20 protein-coding genes are annotated in these 20,805 nt (G+C 47.7%); 14 read left to right on the top strand and 6 right to left on the bottom strand.

All coding sequences use genetic code 11. The annotated features are described in order from the left end of the window. The first annotated feature begins 36 nt into the window (after window positions 1-36). From FCU94_RS16695 to FCU94_RS16665, 7 genes are all read left to right on the top strand, one after another. A complete protein-coding gene (locus tag FCU94_RS16695; protein WP_176289605.1) occupies window positions 37-219 on the top strand; it encodes a hypothetical protein in 183 nt (60 codons plus the stop codon). Further along, window positions 216-1,421, top strand: a complete 1,206-nt coding sequence (locus FCU94_RS16690; protein WP_176289604.1) for an MFS transporter — start codon at window positions 216-218, stop codon at window positions 1,419-1,421. Before FCU94_RS16695 ends, FCU94_RS16690 begins: the two co-directional genes overlap by 4 nt. Before the next feature lie 91 nt (window positions 1,422-1,512). Continuing rightward, window positions 1,513-2,796: a DASH family cryptochrome gene (locus FCU94_RS16685; RefSeq protein ID WP_176289603.1), complete on the top strand. Its 1,284-nt coding sequence runs from the start codon at window positions 1,513-1,515 to the stop codon at window positions 2,794-2,796. Further along, window positions 2,796-4,340, top strand: coding sequence for a cryptochrome/photolyase family protein (locus FCU94_RS16680; protein ID WP_176289602.1), 1,545 nt, complete (start codon window positions 2,796-2,798; stop codon window positions 4,338-4,340). The genes FCU94_RS16685 and FCU94_RS16680 overlap by 1 nt, the downstream gene beginning before the upstream one ends. Window positions 4,341-4,431: 91 nt before the next feature. Further along, a complete protein-coding gene (locus FCU94_RS16675; RefSeq protein ID WP_176289601.1) occupies window positions 4,432-5,160 on the top strand; it encodes a sulfite exporter TauE/SafE family protein in 729 nt (242 codons plus the stop codon). Window positions 5,161-5,192: 32 nt separating this feature from the next. Next, a complete protein-coding gene (locus FCU94_RS16670) occupies window positions 5,193-5,489 on the top strand; it encodes an antibiotic biosynthesis monooxygenase family protein (protein WP_176289600.1) in 297 nt (98 codons plus the stop codon). A 15-nt stretch (window positions 5,490-5,504) separates the two neighbouring features. Then, window positions 5,505-5,936: a YccF domain-containing protein gene (locus FCU94_RS16665; RefSeq protein WP_176289599.1), complete on the top strand. Its 432-nt coding sequence runs from the start codon at window positions 5,505-5,507 to the stop codon at window positions 5,934-5,936. Window positions 5,937-6,002: 66 nt separating this feature from the next. Here the strand turns inward: FCU94_RS16665 and FCU94_RS16660 are convergent, their stop codons facing one another. Together FCU94_RS16660 and glgX are read right to left on the bottom strand one after the other, a co-directional pair. After that, window positions 6,003-6,869, bottom strand: coding sequence for a glycerol kinase (locus FCU94_RS16660; RefSeq protein WP_176289598.1), 867 nt, complete (start codon window positions 6,867-6,869; stop codon window positions 6,003-6,005). Window positions 6,870-6,996: 127 nt separating this feature from the next. Beyond that, the gene (gene glgX / locus FCU94_RS16655) at window positions 6,997-8,946 is read right to left on the bottom strand and encodes a glycogen debranching protein GlgX (RefSeq protein WP_176289597.1); all 1,950 of its coding nucleotides are present in this window, start codon (window positions 8,944-8,946) and stop codon (window positions 6,997-6,999) included. A 443-nt stretch (window positions 8,947-9,389) separates the two neighbouring features. On the opposite strand from glgX, the gene FCU94_RS16650 reads away from it, so the two are divergent. From FCU94_RS16650 to FCU94_RS16640, 3 genes are all read left to right on the top strand, one after another. Further along, window positions 9,390-10,739, top strand: coding sequence for a carbohydrate porin (locus tag FCU94_RS16650; protein WP_176289596.1), 1,350 nt, complete (start codon window positions 9,390-9,392; stop codon window positions 10,737-10,739). A 66-nt stretch (window positions 10,740-10,805) separates the two neighbouring features. Then, a complete protein-coding gene (locus tag FCU94_RS16645; RefSeq protein WP_176289595.1) occupies window positions 10,806-11,627 on the top strand; it encodes a MalM family protein in 822 nt (273 codons plus the stop codon). Window positions 11,628-11,836: 209 nt separating this feature from the next. Next, on the top strand, window positions 11,837-12,451 hold the full coding sequence (locus FCU94_RS16640; RefSeq protein WP_176289594.1) for a fumarylacetoacetate hydrolase family protein: 615 nt from the start codon (window positions 11,837-11,839) through the stop codon (window positions 12,449-12,451). Between the two features lie 177 nt (window positions 12,452-12,628). On the opposite strand, the gene FCU94_RS16635 is transcribed toward FCU94_RS16640, so the two are convergent. The 3 genes from FCU94_RS16635 to FCU94_RS16625 all read right to left on the bottom strand — a co-directional run bounded on the left by FCU94_RS16635 (window position 12,629) and on the right by FCU94_RS16625 (window position 14,554). Continuing rightward, window positions 12,629-12,937, bottom strand: coding sequence for an AzlD domain-containing protein (locus FCU94_RS16635; protein WP_176289593.1), 309 nt, complete (start codon window positions 12,935-12,937; stop codon window positions 12,629-12,631). Continuing rightward, complete coding sequence (locus FCU94_RS16630; RefSeq protein WP_176289592.1) at window positions 12,934-13,653, bottom strand: AzlC family ABC transporter permease; 720 nt, start codon at window positions 13,651-13,653, stop codon at window positions 12,934-12,936. Before FCU94_RS16630 ends, FCU94_RS16635 begins: the two co-directional genes overlap by 4 nt. A 76-nt stretch (window positions 13,654-13,729) precedes the next feature. After that, window positions 13,730-14,554: an AraC family transcriptional regulator gene (locus FCU94_RS16625; protein ID WP_176289591.1), complete on the bottom strand. Its 825-nt coding sequence runs from the start codon at window positions 14,552-14,554 to the stop codon at window positions 13,730-13,732. A 225-nt stretch (window positions 14,555-14,779) separates the two neighbouring features. Between FCU94_RS16625 and FCU94_RS16620 the strand changes: the two genes are divergently transcribed. Continuing rightward, complete coding sequence (locus FCU94_RS16620) at window positions 14,780-15,412, top strand: LysE family translocator (RefSeq protein WP_176289590.1); 633 nt, start codon at window positions 14,780-14,782, stop codon at window positions 15,410-15,412. Between the two features lie 65 nt (window positions 15,413-15,477). Further along, window positions 15,478-15,897, top strand: a complete 420-nt coding sequence (locus FCU94_RS16615; RefSeq protein ID WP_176289589.1) for a GNAT family N-acetyltransferase — start codon at window positions 15,478-15,480, stop codon at window positions 15,895-15,897. A 52-nt stretch (window positions 15,898-15,949) separates the two neighbouring features. Here FCU94_RS16615 and FCU94_RS16610 read toward each other — a convergent pair whose 3' ends face one another. Then, the gene (locus FCU94_RS16610) at window positions 15,950-17,656 is read right to left on the bottom strand and encodes a phospho-sugar mutase (protein ID WP_176289588.1); all 1,707 of its coding nucleotides are present in this window, start codon (window positions 17,654-17,656) and stop codon (window positions 15,950-15,952) included. 314 nt (window positions 17,657-17,970) lie between these two features. On the opposite strand from FCU94_RS16610, the gene coxB reads away from it, so the two are divergent. Together coxB and ctaD are read left to right on the top strand one after the other, a co-directional pair. After that, a complete protein-coding gene (gene coxB / locus FCU94_RS16605; protein ID WP_176290067.1) occupies window positions 17,971-19,146 on the top strand; it encodes a cytochrome c oxidase subunit II in 1,176 nt (391 codons plus the stop codon). Beyond that, window positions 19,143-20,801 carry a cytochrome c oxidase subunit I gene (gene ctaD, locus FCU94_RS16600; protein WP_176289587.1) on the top strand — a complete coding sequence of 553 codons (1,659 nt, stop codon included), beginning with the start codon at window positions 19,143-19,145 and terminating at the stop codon, window positions 20,799-20,801. The genes coxB and ctaD overlap by 4 nt, the downstream gene beginning before the upstream one ends. Window positions 20,802-20,805: the final 4 nt, after the last annotated feature.

The following is a 20,805-nucleotide window of genomic DNA, read 5'->3' as shown; positions in this document are numbered from 1 at the left end:
CTGCGCGCTCTTTTTTATCATGCTGAGGGAGACACTATGTTTTCTCAATCTCTTTTTGCTCAGTTGGCGAGAATGACTTTGTTGTTGAGTGTGTCACTAGTGATATTGCATCACTCGCCGGCTTTGGTCGCACTGTTGGCCCAGCAAGCCGCAGACAGTGGCTGCCATCAAAGCAATCAACCCGACACCCACCATTCACACTCTAAGGTATTACGATGAGTATTTTTCGATTTCCACCGATGGTTTGGCTTGGGATTGCCATCTTAGTTATCTGCCTAGGTATTAGGCAGTCGTTTGGGATCTTCATGTTGCCGATTTCAGACTATTTCCAAACAGGTCGGGAGTTTTTTAGTTTTGCTATTGCGTTGCAAAACTTATTGTTTGGCGTTTTCCAGCCTTTTGTCGGAATGGCCGCTGACCGCTTTGGTGCCAAGCGGATCATTGTGTTGGGAGCCGTCAGTTACGGACTTGGCTTATATTTGACCTCGGTCGCGATGACCCCAAGTGTGCTCTATGTATCGTTGGGCGTGTTGGTTGGATTGGGTTTGAGTGCAACCAGCTATGTCATTGTGCTTGGCGCGGTGGCTAAAGTGGTTCCTGCCCAACATGCGGCCAAAGCGTTTGGTTTGACCACCGCGGCGGGCTCCTTTGGTATGTTTGCCATGATCCCCGGCGCTCAAACCTTGTTGAGTGACTTTGGCTGGCAAGGGGCCATGCAGTGGTTTGCCCTATTGTGTTCGGTCATGATTGCTTTTGCCCTGTTTATGCGCGAACCCAAAGATCACCGCGCTAACAGTCAGGCTTCGGCGGTGCAGCAGAGCTTGAAAAGTGCGCTTAAAGAGGCGTTGTCTCATCGAGGCTATTGGCTGATTCATTTGGGCTTTTTCGTCTGTGGTTTTCACGTGATGTTTATCGCTACGCATTTACCAAGTTACCTAGCGGATCGTCATTTGCCCGCTGAGACTGCGGCGATGGCACTGGCTTACGTGGGGATATTTAACATTTTTGGCTCCTATTTTTGGGGGGTAATGGGCGACAAGTACAGTAAACGTCATGTGATGTCAGCACTCTATTTACTGCGCACAGCGGTGATTGGCGCGTTTGTGACGCTACCCGTCACGCAGCAAACTGCAACCCTATTTGGCGCCGCAATTGGTTTCTGTTGGCTTGGTACGGTGCCGCTGACTTCTGGGTTGGTAAGACAGATTTTTGGTGCTAAGTATTTATCGACTTTGTATGGGTTGGTCTTTTTTACTCATCAAGTCGGCAGTTTCCTTGGGGCGTGGGCAGGAGGTCGAATTTACGACTACTACGGATCTTACGAGCCGATTTGGTGGTCGACCGTGGTGCTGGCGTTTGCAGCAGCGCTGATTCATTTACCGATTAACGATCAACCTGTTAGACGTCTAGCATCGACATAAATCCGTGATGGAGTGAGTCGAACACTCGGGTTTTGCGTATAAACAGCGAAGTAAACACTTCGCTGTTTTTTGTTATACAGGAGAGAGTCGCGTGCAGCACAAAAAAGTGGGGATATATTGGTTTGGCCATGACTTACGATTGACAGACAATGACTTATTGGCGCAAGTCTCGCAGCAAGTTGAACACTTGATATGTGTCTACTGCATGCCAGAGTTAACCCCTTATTTGGCCCATTTCTCTCAGCAAACGCAGCTTGGTCGTCAGCGGTTTAGCTTTATCGAAGCTTCACTGAACGATTTGTCACAACAGCTTGCTCAGCTCGACCAGAAGTTATGGGTATGTCAGCAAAACCCTTTTACCGCGCTGCAATCATTGATTCAATCGCTACAAGTCACTCACTTGTTCTGCGAGCGATTTTGTGGTGTTAATGAGGCTCGCTGTGTCGACGCCTTGCAAAAGCTCTTCCCGCAACTCTCAGTGATACAAGCTGATGTATCGACGCTGTTTAGTGACACGCAGTTGCCTTTCACGCTAAGTGACCTACCTAAAACTTTTACCCAGTTTCGTAAGCAGGTGGAAACTCTACCGATTGATCATCAGGTGGCGGTAAACACACTGCCACCCATTCCGGATTGCGAGCTAAGTTATTTTCAACCCGTTAAGATTAAAAAGAGTACTGAGATGTTTGTGGGGGGCGCTCAAGCAGGCCATCAACACTGCGCCTGGTACTTTTCCACGCCATTAGCCAGTGAGTACAAACTTACCCGCAACGGCTTGGACGGTAAGGCATACTCGACTAAGTTTTCGCCTTGGTTAGCCCTGGGGTGCTTATCGCCGAGAGAGGTCATGGTCTATCTTAAAGATTATGAAGCCCAGCATGGCGCCAATCAATCGACCTACTGGATCTATTTTGAACTGCTGTGGCGCGAGTATTTTCATTGGTATGCGCAGCGCCATGCCGAGCGGCTATTCTTTCATCAAGGGATTAAATACCACAGTCCGAGCCGGCACTTTGACTCAGCTCGTTTTAGCTCATGGATTAACGGTGAGACTGGCTACCCGATCGTTGATGCCTGTATGCGTCAGCTAAAACAGACTGGTTACGTGTCTAATCGTGGACGTCAACTGGTGGCCAGCTGTCTGATCCATGAACTCGATTTAGACTGGCGCTATGGCGCGGCCTATTTTGAAACTCAACTGGTCGATTACGATGTCGGCTCAAATTGGGGCAACTGGCAATATTTGGCGGGGGTAGGGGCGGACCCAAATCCAAGCCGCAAATTCAATCTAGAAAAACAGACTCAGATGTACGACCCTAATGGTGAATTTGTCGCTAGATGGCTAAGCGACGCTAGTGGCAAGGAGTCGCAGTGATGCAGTTTCAATCAATTCGTTTGATCTTGGGTGACCAACTCGATAGCAATCACTCTTGGTTTCAGCAAGTGGACGACTCTGTGCTGTATCTGATAGCAGAGCTGCCCCAAGAGGCGAGTTACACCCGTCATCACGTGCAGAAAGTGTGCGCTTTTTTTGCCGCGATGGAGCAGTTTGCGCGCCAGCTTTGTGAACAAGGGCATCAAGTGGTTCATCTTACTTTGGATGAAACCTGCGAGTTCTCGCATTTGCCTTCTCTGCTCGAGCACTATATTGCAAGAACGGGGGCATCTCGCTTGGAATACCAAAGGCCAGATGAGTATCGTCTCTGTCAACAGCTATCGCAGCTCTTCATTCCCGACTGTGAGGTGGTTTTAGTCGAGAGTGAACACTTTTTGCTCCCGTTTGCTGAACTGCACGACTACTTCTCTCCGGGTAAGCACGTCATGATGGAGCATTTTTACCGAAAAATGCGTAGGCGTTTTAACCTATTAATGGAACAAGGCAAACCCGTTGGAGGAAAGTGGAACTACGATGCCAATAATCGCAACAAACTCAAAGCGGCGGATATTGAGAATTTACCTGAACCTCTGCTGTTTGCCACCGACGTCTCTTCAATCGTTGAGCGGATAGCGCGACATCGCATCGCGACGATAGGTCGAGCGGAGAACAACTTGATTTGGCCAGTGAACCGTAACCAGAGCTTGTCTCTGTTGGCGCATTTTTGTCAGGTTTGCTTGCCGCTATTTGGCCGTTTTCAAGATGCGATGACCGAACAACATCGTGCAAAGTGGAGTCTTTACCATAGTCGTCTGTCGTTCTCGATCAATAGTAAGATGCTCCATCCACGTGAGGTCGTGGAGGCGGTGCTCTCAGCCTACGCTAACAACCCAACAGTAGATATCGCTCAAGTCGAAGGGTTTGTTAGGCAGATCATCGGTTGGCGTGAGTACATCCGCGCGGTTTACTGGGTCAACATGCCGAACTATGCATCGCTAAACCACTTAACCGCCAAGCGCGCGCTGCCCGATTATTTTTGGAGTGGTGAGACTAAAATGGCGTGCCTGCACCAAGCGATCGGTCAGTCACTGGAGTACGCATACGCCCATCATATCCAGCGTTTGATGGTGACCGGCAATTTTTGCTTAATCAGCGAAATCGACCCGGATCAAGTAGACAGTTGGTACCTAGGTATCTATATCGATGCCATAGAGTGGGTCGAAATGCCCAATACGCGTGGGATGGCCCTATTTGCCGATGGCGGAATTGTCGGCACTAAGCCCTATGCGGCCAGCGGCGCTTATATCAACCGTATGAGTGATTACTGTAAGAAGTGTCATTATCAAGTGAAGACTAAAAGTGGCGAAGGCGCATGCCCTATTAACAGCCTGTATTGGCGCTTTATGATCAAGCATCGCGATAGATTAGCGGCGAATCCGCGTATTGGTATGATTTATCGGACGTGGGACAAGATGGACAGTCAGGCGCAACAAGCCGTGTTGGATACCGCGCAGCACTATCTAGACCATATCGAACAGTTGTAAATATAAATGCTGAGGAGCAGCAAATGCTGTTCATTGGGTGTGTAGTTCGACTAAGATGGAGCTTACTTTTTCTTTGCACTGAATTGCTTATATGTTCGCCGAATGGATCACCTCGCAAGCGCTGATCGCCGCCCTGTTGATATTTTTAGGTTCTTTTGTCCAAACGGCGATTGGGTTTGGCTTGGCGATCGTCGCTGCGCCTTTGCTGTTTTTGGTATCGCCAGATTATGTTCCTGCACCTATCTGTTTGGTGGCGCTGTTTATTTCCATTTTAAATGCGTTAAAACATCGCGATAGCGTAGAGATCGGCGGCCTAAAAATGGCCTTGATTGGTCGGGTGCCAGGGTCGATTGCTGGAGGGGTGCTGCTGGTGATGGTGTCGACCGACCTCCTGGCGCTGTGGCTGGGTGCTCTAGTGTTGTTTGCTGTTGCTGTCAGTCTACTGCCGTTTCGCATTGAACCGACGCCGATGAAAATGGGGGTCGCGGGCTTTTTCTCCGGCTTTTTTGGCACCAGTTCTGCCATCGGCGGGCCCCCGATGGCGCTGCTACTACAACATCAAGAAGCCAATCAATTACGCGGAAATCTTTCTGCATTCTTTGTATTCAGTTCTATCATTTCACTGGTTATTCAAATCCCGGCAGGTTTTTTCACTCTGCACCACTTGTGGATTTCTATCCCGCTGATGCCCGCCGCTTGGTTGGGGTACAAGCTGGCGAGAGCAACGACACAAACGCTACCCAAAGAGAAAATTCGTCGCGGGGCATTGCTGTTGTGTTCAATTAGTGGTGCTACGGCCGTTTGGCAGGGATTGAGTTAATGGAATTGTTCATCTTAGGTTAAGGAGAAGTCATGATACTGGAAGTCGCGATATTACAGGTAAAGCCTCAGCTTGAAGAACAGTTTGAAGCCAATTTTGCCCAAGCTCAACAGATTATCTCTTCGATGCCGGGTTACCTTTCTCACCAGCTCAAGCGCTGTATTGAAACGCCAAACCGCTACATTTTGCTGGTGAATTGGCAAACGCTTGAAGATCATGAGCAAGGGTTTAGGCAGTCGCCGCAATATCAGGAATGGAAAGCCCTTTTGCACCACTTTTATGACCCATTCCCAACCGTAGAACATTATCAAAGTGTCTACGAAAGCTAACCAGGAGAGCGCAGTGTGTTAAGAATTTTAGGTAATATTATTTGGTTTTTGTGTGGTGGCGTGATCATGGGGCTGATGTGGTGGTTCTTTGGTCTACTGGCCTTTATTAGTATCATCGGTATCCCTTGGGGTCGTGCCTGTTTGGTGATGGGAAACTTTTCCTTCTTCCCGTTTGGTCAAGAAGCGATCAGTCGTAATGAGCTGACTAATGAGCTCGACATTGGGACTAGCCCGCTCGGTACCATAGGCAACGTGATTTGGTTTTTATTGGCGGGTATTTGGCTCGCGATTGGGCATATTATGTCGGCGGTGGCGTGCTTTATTACCATCATCGGCATCCCGTTCGCTTTGCAGCACCTGAAACTGGCTCTGATTTCGTTGGCGCCGATTGGCAAGACGGTCGTGCCTAAAGAACAAGCCGCGCGAGCTCGTTACGGCAAACTATAATTGCCTGCTAAGGCGGAACAACAAAGTCGACTTCACTGTATGAAGTCGGCTTTGTCTTTATCGGCATTAGTAAGCCCTGATACCGAACTTTCTTAAACGCGCAGGAAGCACCTCATCTAACTTTTCGATTTCGCTTGGGAATACTTCGATCAGTCCAAAATGGTGTTCGGCATAAATGGTACGCAGTTGTGCTTGATGGTTGGCATCTATCTCGCCATGATCGCTGCCCCAATACTGTAGGTACACTTTTCCGGTTGGTAAGTAGAAGTCGCTGAGTACATCGCTATCAATCGGCAATTGTCGGTCGTAGGCATGGACAATTCCATTCATATACAGCCAGTTATCTATTTTCAGCTCACCTTTTGAACGGACATAGTGGCCGTCTAATGTTCGGTGCTTGGCCTCGAATTTCTGTCTAAAACTTGACAGTGACTTGTCGGTGGCGTGGGCTTCGGCGTCTTGGCCAGAGAACTCAATAACCGATTGCTTGAGGCGCTTATTGCGGGCTATCGAATCATGCCATACCACAAAATGTTGGCCGCTCTCTTGGTCTTCGCGTTGATATCCACCGACGCTCAGCCCAGGCTGAGTGACGTGCCAACCATCGTCTTTTTTGGTAATCCAACCAAGCTCTTGCAGTAATTGGTTAATCTTCTTGGCGCTGAGCGCGAAGCGCTGGCCGATTTGGGTCGCACTCAAGGTTTTGCCACTGGTGGCAGTGAGATCGATCAGCAAGTTTTTCGGCCAAACGATGAAGGGGCCAAACTTGGCGTGTTCGACCATTTCCCCACCAAATTTTCGGCCAAGTTCAGTCAGCAGCCAAGCGTCATCGGCGCGATTGATATAACCGGCGGATTTTAAGTCGCTAAACAGCTGTTTGATGTCGATACCTTTTAGTTTTGCTAAGGCTGTGGTCGAGATTTTGTCGGACATAAGCACCTCTTAGTCGTTGGTGCTATTGTTGAGCGATATACTCAGTAAATCAAGTCGATAGGTGGGAATTTGCCAATATCTGCCTCCTCACCAGTCAAAAAGATGCCACTGGTAAGGAGGGATAGAGTTACTCACCTTCGGCAAAGAAAATTGCTAGTGAGGCGCGTGCGACCAGTACTTGTTTTTGGTCAATGGTTTGGTGCAGATCGTGACTGTCGGTATTACAGATCATGGTCCAGCTGTTATTGCTTTCCGGTAGCGTAAATCGAGCAGGCGCATTAGTTTGGTTAATGCAGTAAAAGAGCTCATCGCCCGATTCACCAATACCTAGGTGAAGTGCCACAGAGCTGAGCTGATTCCAGTCGTCATGTTCCATAAAACTGCCGTCAATGCGACGCCAAAAAATACGATTTTGGTTGCGTTTCTTGCCACTAAAGGCGCGAATGAAAGGCAGCATATATTGTTGACGGGCTTGAACCATATCGGCAAGCCAAGCTTTAAAACGTTGTTTTGTGTCACTGGTTTGCCAGTTGAGCCAGCTTACCTCATTATCTTGGCAGTAGGCGTTGTTGTTGCCTTGTTGACTTTGAGACAGCACATCAGCCGTTAGAATATGTGGAATACCAAACGCAAACAGCAGGCTAGCCATAAAGTTACGTTTTTGCTTTTCGCGTTTCTCAATAATCAGTGGGTTGTCTGTTTCGCCCTCGACGCCATAGTTATCCGAGCGATTGTCACCATGACCGTCGCGATTTTGTTCTCCATTTGCTTCATTGTGCTTGTGCTTAAAGGAGACCAGGTCCTGCATGCAGAACCCATCGTGGTAGGTAATGTAGTTCACGGTGAGCTTATACGGCCAGTTTGCTGCGCTGTAGAGATCGCGAGAGCCCATTAAGCGGGTAGCAAACTCTTTTAAGTAGCCTTGGTCGCCGCGCCAAAAGCTGCGTGTAATATCACGTAGGCGGTCATTACATTCGTTCCAACCGAAAGGAAAATTACCGACTTGATAGCCGTTAGGGCCAATATCCCAAGGTTCGGCGATCAATTTGACCTGTTGCAATACCGGGTCTTGCGCGACGGCCTTAAAGAAACCTGCGTCAGGACTGAAGTGCTCGCCTTGGCGTCCTAAGGTGGCGGCTAAATCGAAGCGAAAGCCATCAACTTGATACTCAGTCGCCCAGTAACGCAGGGTATCCATCACCAGATTGAGTGCCGGTTGATAGGCTAGATCGACTGTATTACCGCAACCAGTATAGTTGGCGTAATGCTCACCATGTTTAATGTAAAAGCGCTTATCCAGTGCCCTTAAATTAAACAATGGCCCATCAGCTCCTCCTTCTGCGGTGTGGTTATACACCACGTCGAGAATGACTTCTATGCCATGACGGTGCAGTTCTCGGATGGTGGTTTTCAGCTCTTTGACCGCATTTTTTTCGGCGTATCTTGGGTCTGGAACCATAAACAGATAAGGATTGTAGCCCCAGTAATTCACCTTGTTCATTTTAAGCAAATGTGGCTCGTGCATACAGGCGGCGATGGGCAGTAGCTGGAGGGTGTTGATGTTTTGCTGTTTATAGAATGCCAACATTTCTGAGCTAATCAGACCTAGGTAGCAGCCCTGGTGGCTAGGGCTGACATTCGGGTTGAGTTTGGTTACCCCTTTGACATGGGTTTCAAATAAAACCATCTCTTCTCGCGGGCGATTCGGCTTAGAAACGCCTTGCCAGTCAAAAGAGTCATCAACGACCACACACTTTGCCAGTTGAAAGCTCTTTTCTGCGCTAAAAGGGAGTTGATAATCAAGCGGTTTATCGAGCGCTTTGGCATAGGGGTCGGAGATAAAATGAGCTTTACCTTTGACTTGCGTAATGTAGCCATAGCGTTGGCCAGCTTTTACTTTCTCTAGGTAAGTAAACTTAATACCCGCATATTCGCCTTGTAGGGGATACGTTTTAAACTCGCCGTTTGATTCAAAAAGGGCGAGTTGGATCTCTTGTGCCTGAGGTGCGTAAATCGAGAAATTGCACCCTTTGCTATCTGGTGTCGCCCCTAAGGGATATGGACGTGAACACTGCATCTTAATAACTTATTAATATGGTCTCTTACTAAAATATTAGTAAATAGTGTTGTGTGAATTAGGTCAAGCTTGATTGTTAAATATTAGTTTTGTAATTAAATTTCATTATTTGTGTTATTTATCAGCAAACAGTGAGCGATCTGACATTTTGTAGCCCCATTTTCTTTCCATTCGATTTTTCTCCTCCCAACTTTTGTGACAAAACACTTAAAAACACCGTAGGGTATGATTTCTCATCCTTTCTCATCCCCCCTAACTATTTCTCATCTGGAGGATTCTTAGCGTCTACTCCCCGGTTAATCTTGCAGCAGTTGAAACAAACGGGGAGAAAGGCGAGGGCCTAACTCCCATCTTACCTCTCTTTTATGTCGAATCTGTTTCTGCCTTTACAGAGTCTAGAACGAGAGAGCAAAAGAATAATAATCCCTAAATGGAGTTAAATAATGAAAAAAGTAAGTGTATTAGCTGCCGCAGTGGTTTCCACACTAATGGCCGGAGGAGCAGCGGCTGCAGAAGTTGATTACCATGGATATTTCCGTGCTGGAATGGGTTTCAATGCAGATGGTGGCTCTCAGTTTTGTTACGGTAATGGCGGACCTGCGGCTCATGTAGTTGGCCGCTTAGGTGATGAATGTGACATGTATGGCGAGTTTATTTTAAATGCAAATAAGCTCTATGAAACAAGTGATGGTGGAAGCTTTAATGCACATACGCTTCTAGCATTCGGTACAGCCGAAGATCCATCTACTCAAAGAGACACTAGAGGTAGCTCATTCCAAAATATTGGTGATGCGTCAGACCCTTGGAGTGGACAACGCGCTTCATTCCGCGAGGCGTGGGTCGACTACACCATGGAAGATGGAAAAACATTGTGGGCTGGTAAGCGTTACTATGGACGTAAAGATGTACATATTTTAGATATGTATTATGTAAACACTTCTGGAGATGGTATCGGTATTGAGAACATTGAGTTAGGCGATGGCAAGTTCTCTGCTGCAATCTTCAATAGAAAGTGGAAGGCGCCTCTAGCCGTTGTTGATGATTCAAGTACTCCAGAAGATGAGTCATCTGCATTAGAAGCAGAGCAGCTTTACTCTTCGGCTCCAACTCTAGACTTACGTTACACTGGTTTAAATACCAATAAAGACGGTTCTTTGGACTTTGTTTTCTTCGTTGCTAAACCTGACTACACTGACGCACAGCAAACTGCTATCAACAATGGCACAGGCAACGTGAGTGATTATGGCTTGGATGAAGTTGGATACAGCTTTACCGTTGAACATACGCAGGGCAACTTCTTTGGCGGCTTTAACAAGGCTATCTTCCAATACAACACAGAAGGTTTTGGCTGGGATGGCTATGGTGTAAACAGTCACATGGGGATTGGTTACAACTTAGAACAAGGTCAAAAAGGTCGTAAGTCTATGCGCTTCATCGACTGGGGTGTAATTTCTGGTGAGTCTTGGGATCTTGGTTACTCATTTATATACTCAATCCTTGATGATGAAGGTGCTTCGGACAATGGTAAACGCATGAGTGCCGTAGTTCGACCTTCATATAAGTGGTCAGAAACCATGAGCACAGTGTTTGAGCTAGGTTACTACAAAGCAGACGAATATTGGGCGGACTCGTCTCAAGATCTGAATAAAATCACCATCGCACAACAGTGGCAAGCGGGTACAAGTTTTTGGGCTCGTCCAGCTATCCGAGTATTTGCAAGTGCGTACAATGGCGATTTGTCAGTTGACAATAACGACCTAATGGTTGGCGCTCAAGTAGAAGCTTGGTGGTAAACTAAGTTAGTTGAATAGCAGGTCATCTTTGTGAGATGGCCTGCTTATTGGTATTAAGGATTTAGTATGAAGAGAATTGCTTCGACCTTATTTGCAGCGTTCTTATTGGGTGGATGTGTCTCACCTGCTGAAACAGTTATTGCTCCTCGAACTACTGTGAAAGAAGTCGCGAATGTATCTGACCTATCTTGGCAAGAAGTGAATGGAAACCGATTGTTAATGACAATCGATCATCGTTCTCAGACCCTGTCTAACTCCTTAACTGAAAGCCCTGTAGGTGTGTTCTCGATAGACAGTGATTATGTGGGGCTCAAAATCTCTTTGAAGTCGCCTGTTAACGAGCTTACGGTGTTTGCCCCAAATCTAGCAGTGTATGATCAGGATTTTAACTTAATACAAAATTTTGACTCGTCACATTTTTCATACAACAGAGATGATTTCATACTCGGAGAAGCACTATCAGGTGATGTGGAATTTTTAGTGCCTGAAAGCGTAAATCGTCTCAATTTTGTCGTTTATACAACTGCGTCAGACTTAATGGCTGAAACGGTTCTTATTCATCCTGCTAAAGCGATGGCGATTGCCAAAAGAAATGACCCGCCAAAAATTCCGGATCCTATCGCAAAACATGTAGATTTTGGTGAAATCGAAATCAGCATTGAGCCTTTAAGCCTTTCTGTTAATAAACATACTGGCTCTAGTGTGATTACAACTAAAGCACCACAAGTTGCTGTTCTAGAGGACACTAGAAACTACTATATCCGTGGTATTGAAAAAGCGGTAGCTGAGAACAATCTCGACAAAGCCCTGAGCTTACTCGAAGAAGCGAAATCCCTTAATGTAGAAGGGGCGCAACAAGCGTTTATTAAAGCGGTAAACGCTAAGTAAGCGATGATACTGTCCAATCTAAGCCCTCGCTTCGCCGAGGGCTTTATTGCTTGCCACGAGAAATAGGCAAGTAAGGCTTTGTGATCACAGAACCAAGCTAGATGTTGTGAGATAAGCTGGGATCAAACCTCAAAAAATGTTGCTGAATCATTCAATTACTTCACATTTTGATTAGAATGTTGGCAGTCAAATGAATCAAGGAAGATGGCATGTACAGTGTGAAGGTTGAAGAGCGAACGATCCAACCCGGAAAGATTTTATGCGTGGGTCGCAATTATCTTGAGCATATCCATGAGCTCAACAATGCGGTGCCAGAGCAAATGGTGGTGTTTGCCAAACCTGCAACATCGATTACCACTCGATTACACGCCTATCATCAAGAGCCGCTTCACTATGAAGGCGAGATTTGCTTTGTGGTTGAACAAGGGAGATTGAGCGCGGTAGGAGTCGGTTTAGATCTCACTAAGCGCGAGCTGCAGTCGCAACTTAAACAGAAAGGCTTGCCGTGGGAGCGTGCCAAGGCTTTTGACGGTTCGGCGCTATTTAGTCGATTTATCTCGTTACAAGGGATCGCGATTGATTCGTTAGAAATCGAGCTGTTTATCAACTGTGTCCGAGTACAAAAAGGCTCGGTCGAGCAGATGATGTATTCACCAGAGACCATAGTAGAAGAGCTCTCCAGTTACACGACGTTGTGCGACGGCGACATCATTATGACGGGCACGCCGCAAGGGGTGGGTGAAGTGCATCAAGGGGATGTGTTTCTAGCTCGCCTAAAATCAGCTGATAAGACATTGATAGAAATAGAGTGGGTAGCGCAATAAAAGCGCTTTACTTTGCCCTTGGGATAAGGATTAACCTCCAATTGAGTGATCAATTGGAGGTTTTTTTATGGGATGTTGTAATCGGTCGCCCAACGGGGGAAGCAACAATTTGGCTCTGTTGGCCAAGTACGTTGCGGTTATGGGGGTCGGCTTGGTTGTCTTGGTGTTATTTTTCGGTTAAAGCAACTTTAACGCGAGAAAGAGCAGCATGCTTATCACCGTGGTTAGCAAGACGTTCTTGCTTTTCCAAGCGAGAGCCGCAGCGACCACGGCGGCAATCAGGTAAGGATTGCTTGGCGATAACCAGAGCTCCTGCTCAGGCATGAACACGATAGGTGCCCAAATGGCGGTTAAAACCGCAGGGCTTGAATACGTGAGTAACCGCTGCGCTTGAGGGTTTAATCTCAGTGGTAAACGGGGCTCTAAAAATAGATAGCGGCTTAAAAACACTAAAGCCGTCATCGCGAGTATCGATAGCATGATCATTGTTTGCCTCCGCGCAGTGTTTCCGTGAGGTAGCCAGCCAGCATGCCGCCGACACTAGCGATCATCAGTCCAGACTCTATTTGTTGTGCGGTGCACCATACCGAAAGCACAAGAGAGACCAAAACCGCCATCACCACAGGAGAAGTTTTAATGTTGGGCACGACGATTGCGATAAAGGTGGCTGCCACGGCAAACTCTAAGCCCAGTTCATTCATCGCGGGGATATAGCGGCCAGCAACGATGCCCGCTAGGGTGGCTAAGTTCCAACACAGGTAGAAACTCAAGCCCGCCCCGAGCGCGTACCAACGATTGAACTGCTTGTCTGACTGTTGACCACATATCGCAAACAGTTCATCGGTGAGAAGAAAGCCCAGCCCTAAGCGCCATTTAAGGGGTAAAGGCTTAATCTTGTCACGCATTGAAACGCTGTAAAGTAGATGACGAGAAGTGATAAAGAATATCGCGAGTAGCATGGTTGCGAGTGAGGCCCCTGCCTTAAACATTCCAGTGGCGACTAACTGAGCGGAACCGGCAAACAAAATTGCCGAGAGCGCTTGGCTTTCTGCAATGGTTAAACCGGACTCAATGGCAAATGATCCAGCGAGTAGCCCCCACGGGATGACGGCGATGCTTAACGGTATCATGGCGAGGGTGCCTTGCCAGAACAGTCTTGAACGGCTGAGATTTTGGGGGGAATCTAAGGTCATGGTATTCATAATTATTCTTTTGCTAGTGACTGATACATCCATTTAGTCACAGATTGATGACGGTCTGCTTGTACGTTCTTGCTGGCTATTTTTTGCCAGCAAATTGTTTGGGAGTGACCCCCAGCGCGCGTTTAAAGTGACGATGAAAGTGACTTTGGTCATGAAAGCCCGTTTCTTGAGCCACATCTGAAATGGTCACACCTTGCCGCAGTAACTGTTTCGCGACTCTCAAGCGCGCTTGAATCTGATAAGCGTGAGGCGGTAAACCAAACTCTTTTTGGAAGCTTCGCGTGAGGTAATACGGGCTCAGTCCAGCGAGCTTCGACAGTTGCTCCAAACTGACATCGGCTTGGGGGAAATCATCGAGAAATTCTTTCACTAACACCAGTTGCCTTTGGCTACGGCTCTTGGGCTCCCAATTTACCCGAGTTCTACTGTGGCGCGAGACCAACTTGATCAGAGTACCATATACCAAGGTTTCTCTTAGCAGCTTGTTCTCTGACTGAGCTAGAGTGTTAAAGACCAACCTCAATTGCTGAGCCATTTCTGGGTCATAGACGACAGGCTCGGTAAAGTATGGCGTGGCGATTGTTGAAGACAGCCCCTGACTGAGTTGCTCAAACTGTTCTGGAAGTGGATACATGGCTTTGTATTCCCAGCCACCTTCTGTGGCTGTTTGACCATTATGCACCTCGTCAGCATTGACAAGAATAATACTGTCCTGCGGCGCAATATGATTGCCACCCGTTCGATAGAATCTTTGGGCACCTTTCTCAATCACTCCTATCGTATAGCCTTCATGACTATGGCGAGAAAAATTTTGATTGGTGTATTTGGCATCCAGCAGTTCAAGCCCACCTAGTTCCCCGGCGAAATGAAAGTTGGCCGATTCTTTAGCACTTTTTACCATTCGCTCTCCTTGCTAATGAGTTTGTTTACGGGCTGCAGACCGAGTCTAGCTTATAGCGGTTGATTATTTTTGTACAAAATTGCCCTATCTTGGTTATCGCTCTGGGTGAGTTTTTGCTTGTTGTTTGTTCTGATTTTTGGATTTTATTCTTTTTGTTTGTGTGTGGAAAGTGGCTATTTTTTAGGATAAAATCCCGCGCTTTGCTGTATTTATGAAATTATAAGAATGATTGATATTACTGTTCTGCCGGTCTATTTAACCGCAGTCGTTGCTTTATTATTGTTACCAGGACCCGATATGTTGCTGATCGCCAGCTCAAGTATGAGCTACGGGCGTAAAGTGGGCATTTTTGCCAGCTTAGGTAATGCTACGTCGGGCATTATTCTGACTTTTCTCGCAGCGCTTGGTGTGTCAGCGTTGATTGCCATGAGCCCGATTGCGCTCAAAGCTTTGCACTTACTGGGAGGGGCTTACCTGTTAAAAATGGGTTGGGATTGTCTGCGTGCCAGTGCCGCCGATGCGCCCGAGTTGGATGGAAGCAGTAAAGTGGCCACCACCTTCTACCAGCGAGCATTGGTGAGTAACTTGCTCAACCCAAAGGCGTTGGTTTTCTTTGTGATGTTTCTACCTCAATTTGTCTCCGGTAATATCAATGCGACCTCTGGTGAACAGATGCTGGCCTTGGGGTTATTGCTCAATGTACTGGGTTTGGCGTTTAATTTGGTGTTAGTTGCACTAGTTGGTACCTTAGGCAAACCGTTGCTCGAGAACGAAAGATTCCGCACTTATCAGCACAAGTTTATGGGGTTGATATTTGTTGTTTTAGCGATTTGGATGTTAAGCTCCTTTGCGAGCTAAGCAACAAAGGTCAGCGCGAGCTGGCCTTTTTTGTCTTGAAGTTATGCCATAACAAGGAAGCCGTTATGAATGTTCAGTTCGTTCTCAACCCGCCGAAAAATATTAAAGATGTGATCTATTCTGGTTTGAAGGCATTCAATATGAAGCATTTTCCGCACGAAGATGTGCATAGCCTCGCCTGCTATGCGGAAGATCATAATGGAGACTTCGTCGGTGGACTCACTGGGGAGATTTTTACCAATACCTTGTTTGTCGAATTCTTATGGATTGATGAGTCTCAGCGTCAATCTGGAACGGGTTCGTTGCTTATGGAGCGTGTGGAGGCTGAAGCTAAAAAGCTGGGTGTGACCGATTTATATCTCGATACTTATACGTTTCAGGCGCCAGGTTTTTACGCCAAACTTGGTTTTAAGGAAGTCGGTCGATACACAGGCTTTCCAACCCAAGGTGTAGACAAAATCTTTTTGCAAAAACACATCGTTTAATTAAGACAAAGGCTCAAATATGCATTTGAGCCTTTGATGAGGTTGAAGTCGTTTACAATAAGCTGTGTTGGTGTTCCGAAATCAGCATACCCATGGATTCAGTGGCTTTCTCTAACGCGTGGTCCAAACTTTCTTCACTTGAAAATGGCTCCACCACCTCGTAGTAGCACTTGAGCTTAGGTTCTGTTCCTGATGGACGAACAATCACACGTGCTCCTCCTGATAAGTGATAAATAAGTACGTCACTGGCGGGTAAGTCAATCGCTTCGGTAGTGCCGTCGGCGAATGTCTTGGTGAGCGACTTGAGGTCTTCACTCACTTCAACCGCTCGTCCCGCTATCATGGTTGGGGGATAAGCACGTAGTTTATCACCCACAGGTGGTGATGTCGGATCCAGCGCGATGCTGCGCTGAGCGTTCAGGTACATACCATGCTGACGGTAAAGCTGCTCTAATTGATCCCAAATACTCATTCCTTGACTCTTAAGCTCGGCAGTCAACTGAGCAAAAGCTACTAGGGCAGAAAGCCCATCTTTATCCCACACCTGGTTGCCAATGGTGTAACCAAGCGCTTCTTCATAGGCAAACAAGAACTGCTGATCTTCACTTTGCTTTTGCATCGCGACATTGGTTAGCCATTTAAAACCAGTGAGAGTTTGGTAATAGTGTGCGCCGTGGGCGGAGGCTATCTTGTTGAGCAGGGTTGATGAGACAATTGTATTGCCCACCAACTGTTTGCTGGCCTCGGTTTGTGACAGCAGGTAATGGCCAAATAGCGATCCGACTTGGTCTCCTGTCAGCATTTGGTAATCGCCTTCAGGTGTTCGTACTGCGACGGCGAAACGGTCTGCGTCTGGGTCGTTGGCGCACGCGAGGTCGGCGTTGTGCTGTTTTGCAAGCGCAATCACTTTGTCCATAGCGCCTGCTTCTTCGGGATTGGGGAAATTAACGGTCGGGAAGGTGCCATCAGGTTCACGTTGCTCGTTTACACTGTAAACCTGAGTGAAGCCCGCATCTTTTAATAGGGTTTCAGCCATTGATGCACCGACACCGTGCATCGCGGTGTAAGCGACAGAAACCAGCTCTGGTTGATGGCGATGTTGTAACAAGGGGTTGTCATTCATTGCCTGACGATAGGTTTGATAGTAATCATCTTGCAACCAAATGAGCAAACCTTGTTTCTCCGCATCCGCGAGTGACATCAATGGGATGGCTTTGGTCGCGGCAAGGTCTATTTCAGCGGCAATGCCGGCATCGTGCGGTGGAATAATTTGCGCGCCATTCTCCCAGTAGACTTTAAAGCCATTATATTGGGGAGGATTGTGACTCGCAGTCACCACGACAGCGGCGGCCGCGTTAAAGTGCTTTACTCCAAAGGCGACGATCGGTGTTGCGGCGACAGTGTGAGTGAGGAAAACCTTTATGCCTAATGCGGTGAGTACGCATGCGGTGTCGTGGGCAAATTGCTGTGAGTCGATTCGGCCATCGTAGCCAATGACCACGCCGCGATGTCTGGCATCAGAGACTTGTTCGATTAAATAATGCCCCAGCCCGGTCGCGGTCTCTTGGATAACTAAACGATTCATTCTATTGGGACCACAACCTACTTCACCACGTAGGCCCGCAGTACCAAATTCAAGCCGCTGTCGGAAGCGGTCTTCCAGCTCGGAGAACTGTTGTTGATCAATAAGGTGTTGAAGCTCTTCTCTTGTGTGCGGGTCGGGATCTTTTTCCAACCAGCGGGTCACGTTATCCATCATCTTATCTACCTATTTCGTTATCAGAGGTTGTTACCCATTAAGTCTATGTGATTTCACACAATTCGCACCAGTTTAATTGATATTGATTCTCATTTAATAGAGCGCAATCGCTAAACCTTGTGTAAGAGTCGTGTCGGCGTCTTTCGCTAGGACTTTCTTGCACAATCTCGAAACGCCAACTAACGTTTATTAACATAAATATAACAATTTACACATTATTTGCTTTCTAACTTCATTTTCTAAGGTCCAAAGGTAGCTTGGTACTTTCTTGCCTAACCGGAGTTGTGCGTGGCACGGGTACCTCATCACGCTTGATGCGGAGGCAGAGGAGAGATCTTTTGAAACCATCACATATTTCAGTCAACGTGCTTATTCTGTCCGCGTCCCTTGCGACCCACTCCGCACGCGCTGAAAGTAACAGTTACAACATGACGCAAGGGGTAACAGAGATAAGCGGTCAGGTGTATGAACTGCACATGCTGATCTTTTATATCTGCTGCGCCATCGCACTGGTGGTGTTTGGGGTGATGTTTTACTCCATGTACCACCATCGCAAGTCTAAGGGCGCTGTTGCTGCACATTTTCACGAAAGCACCAAAGTAGAAGTGATTTGGACCGTGATCCCCATTGTGATCTTGGTACTTATGGCGATTCCTGCGACGAAAACGTTAGTCGCAATGGAAGATACCTCCCGGTCGGATCTCACTGTCAAAATAACGGGGTCGCAATGGAAATGGCATTACAGCTACTTCGGCGAAGATGTGGAGTTTTTTAGTTTATTGGCGACCAGTCAGAAATCGATAGAGGGCATCGAAGAGAAAGGCGCCCACTACTTGCTCGAAGTTGATAATCCGCTCGTTTTACCTATCAATCGCAAAGTGCGGTTCCTGCTAACGTCGGATGACGTGATTCACTCGTGGTGGGTACCAGACTTTGCGGTTAAAAAAGACACCATCCCCGGTTTTATCAATGAAGCATGGACTCGTATTGATAAGCCCGGCATCTACCGAGGTCAGTGCGCCGAGTTGTGTGGCCGCGCTCATGGCTTTATGCCAGTGGTGGTGCATGCAATGGAAGAGCAGCAATACGATGAGTGGCTGCTGGCTAAAAAAGCGGAAATTGCCCAAGCACAACAAGAGGCCGCAGCGGCTTTGACCGCTTCTCTGTCCGTCGATGAATTGATGACGATCGGAGAAAAGGTTTATCTGGACCGTTGCGCGGTGTGTCACCAAGTTAATGGTGCGGGTATTCCTGGTGCGTTCCCGGCGATTACGGCCAGTAAAGTGGCGACAGGAGAGGTCGACCAACATATTGATGTTGTCGTTAACGGACGCAGCGGCACGGCGATGCAAGCGTTCGCCAATCAGCTTACCGATAAAGAAATTGCTGCTGTCATCACTTATCAACGTAACGGGCTAGGAAACAGCGTGGGTGATTCAGTTCAGGCCTCAGATGTAAACCAGTTTAAGGCGTCTAAGGAGGGACAATGAAAACGTCCAAACCAGATAGTGTCATCGAAGATAAAACCAAGTCAGCTCCTGCTGCTGATGGTGACATCGCGCGCGCGAACAGCACCGCTGCGATTGAGCAAGACGACCACCATCATGCGCCTAAAGGGATCACTCGTTGGCTCTATTCCACTAACCATAAAGATATCGGCACGCTTTATTTGTGGTTCAGTTTCATCATGTTCCTCACCGGGGGCGCGATGGCGATGGTCATTCGGGCTGAACTTTTCCAACCAGGTTTGCAGTTGGTCGAACCGCAGTTTTTTAACCAAATGACCACAGTACACGGTTTAGTGATGGTGTTTGGTGCTGTGATGCCTGCATTTACCGGTCTGGCTAACTGGATGATCCCAATGATGATTGGCGCGCCAGATATGGCGCTGCCACGTATGAATAATCTAAGTTTTTGGATTCTTCCTTTTGCGTTCGCTATTTTGCTCGCTTCGTTATTCACCGAGGGCGGAGGCCCCGATTTCGGTTGGACTTTCTATGCACCGCTATCGACGACATACGGCCCGGATAGCACTGCGCTGTTTGTCTTTTCTGTCCATATTATGGGGATTAGCTCCATTATGGGGGCGATTAATGTCATCGTGACAATCGTCAACATGCGCGCGCCTGGTATGACTTGGTTCAAGATGCCGATGTTCGTCTGGACTTGGCTTATCACTGCGTTTTTACTGATTGCGGTGATGCCTGTGCTGGCGGGGGCGGTGACCATGGTGTTGACCGATAAGTATTTTGGGACGTCATTCTTTGATGCCGCCGGGGGCGGCGATCCCGTCATGTTCCAGCATATTTTCTGGTTTTTTGGCCACCCTGAAGTTTACATCATGATTTTGCCCTCATTTGGCATAGTCTCCGCCATAGTGCCCGCGTTCAGTGGTAAGAAATTGTTTGGTTATCATTCGATGGTGTACGCTACTTGCAGCATTGCCTTGTTGTCGTTCTTGGTGTGGGCGCACCATATGTTTACAACGGGTATGCCGGTCTTTGCTGAGCTGTTTTTCATGTACTGCACTATGCTCATCGCTGTGCCCACTGGCGTTAAGGTGTTTAATTGGGTAGCGACCATGTGGCGAGGCGCGATGACGTTTGAAACGCCAATGCTGTTTGCGATTGCTTTTATTATTCTGTTTACCATCGGTGGGTTCTCCGGTCTGATGCTGGCGATTGTTCCTGCCGATTTCCAATACCACGATACCTATTTCGTTGTGGCGCATTTCCACTATGTGTTGGTGTCGGGCGCGGTATTCTCGATCATGGCTGCGGCCTATTATTGGCTACCGAAGTGGACTGGGCATATGTATGACCAAAGGCTCAGTTTGTGGCACTTCTGGTGCTCGGTTATCTCGGTCAATGTACTGTTTTTCCCCATGCACTTTCTGGGGCTGGCCGGGATGCCACGCCGGATCCCTGACTACGCGATCCAGTTTGCCGATGTTAACCAGATTGTTTCGATTGGCGGCTTTGCCTTTGGTTTGTCGCAGCTGATTTTCTTATGGTTAGTTATCAAGTGTATCCGTGGTGGTGAAAAAGCGTCGGCAAAACCTTGGGAGCGCGCCGAAGGTCTAGAGTGGACGGTGCCAAGCCCTGCACCACATCATACCTTCGATACGCCGCCGAAAATTGATTAGGGGT

Source organism: Vibrio sp. JPW-9-11-11, assembly GCF_013369335.1.
Taxonomy (GTDB): domain Bacteria; phylum Pseudomonadota; class Gammaproteobacteria; order Enterobacterales; family Vibrionaceae; genus Vibrio.
The sequence above is the reverse complement of the archived record's forward strand: the minus strand, read 5'-3'. Positions and strand labels throughout refer to the sequence as shown.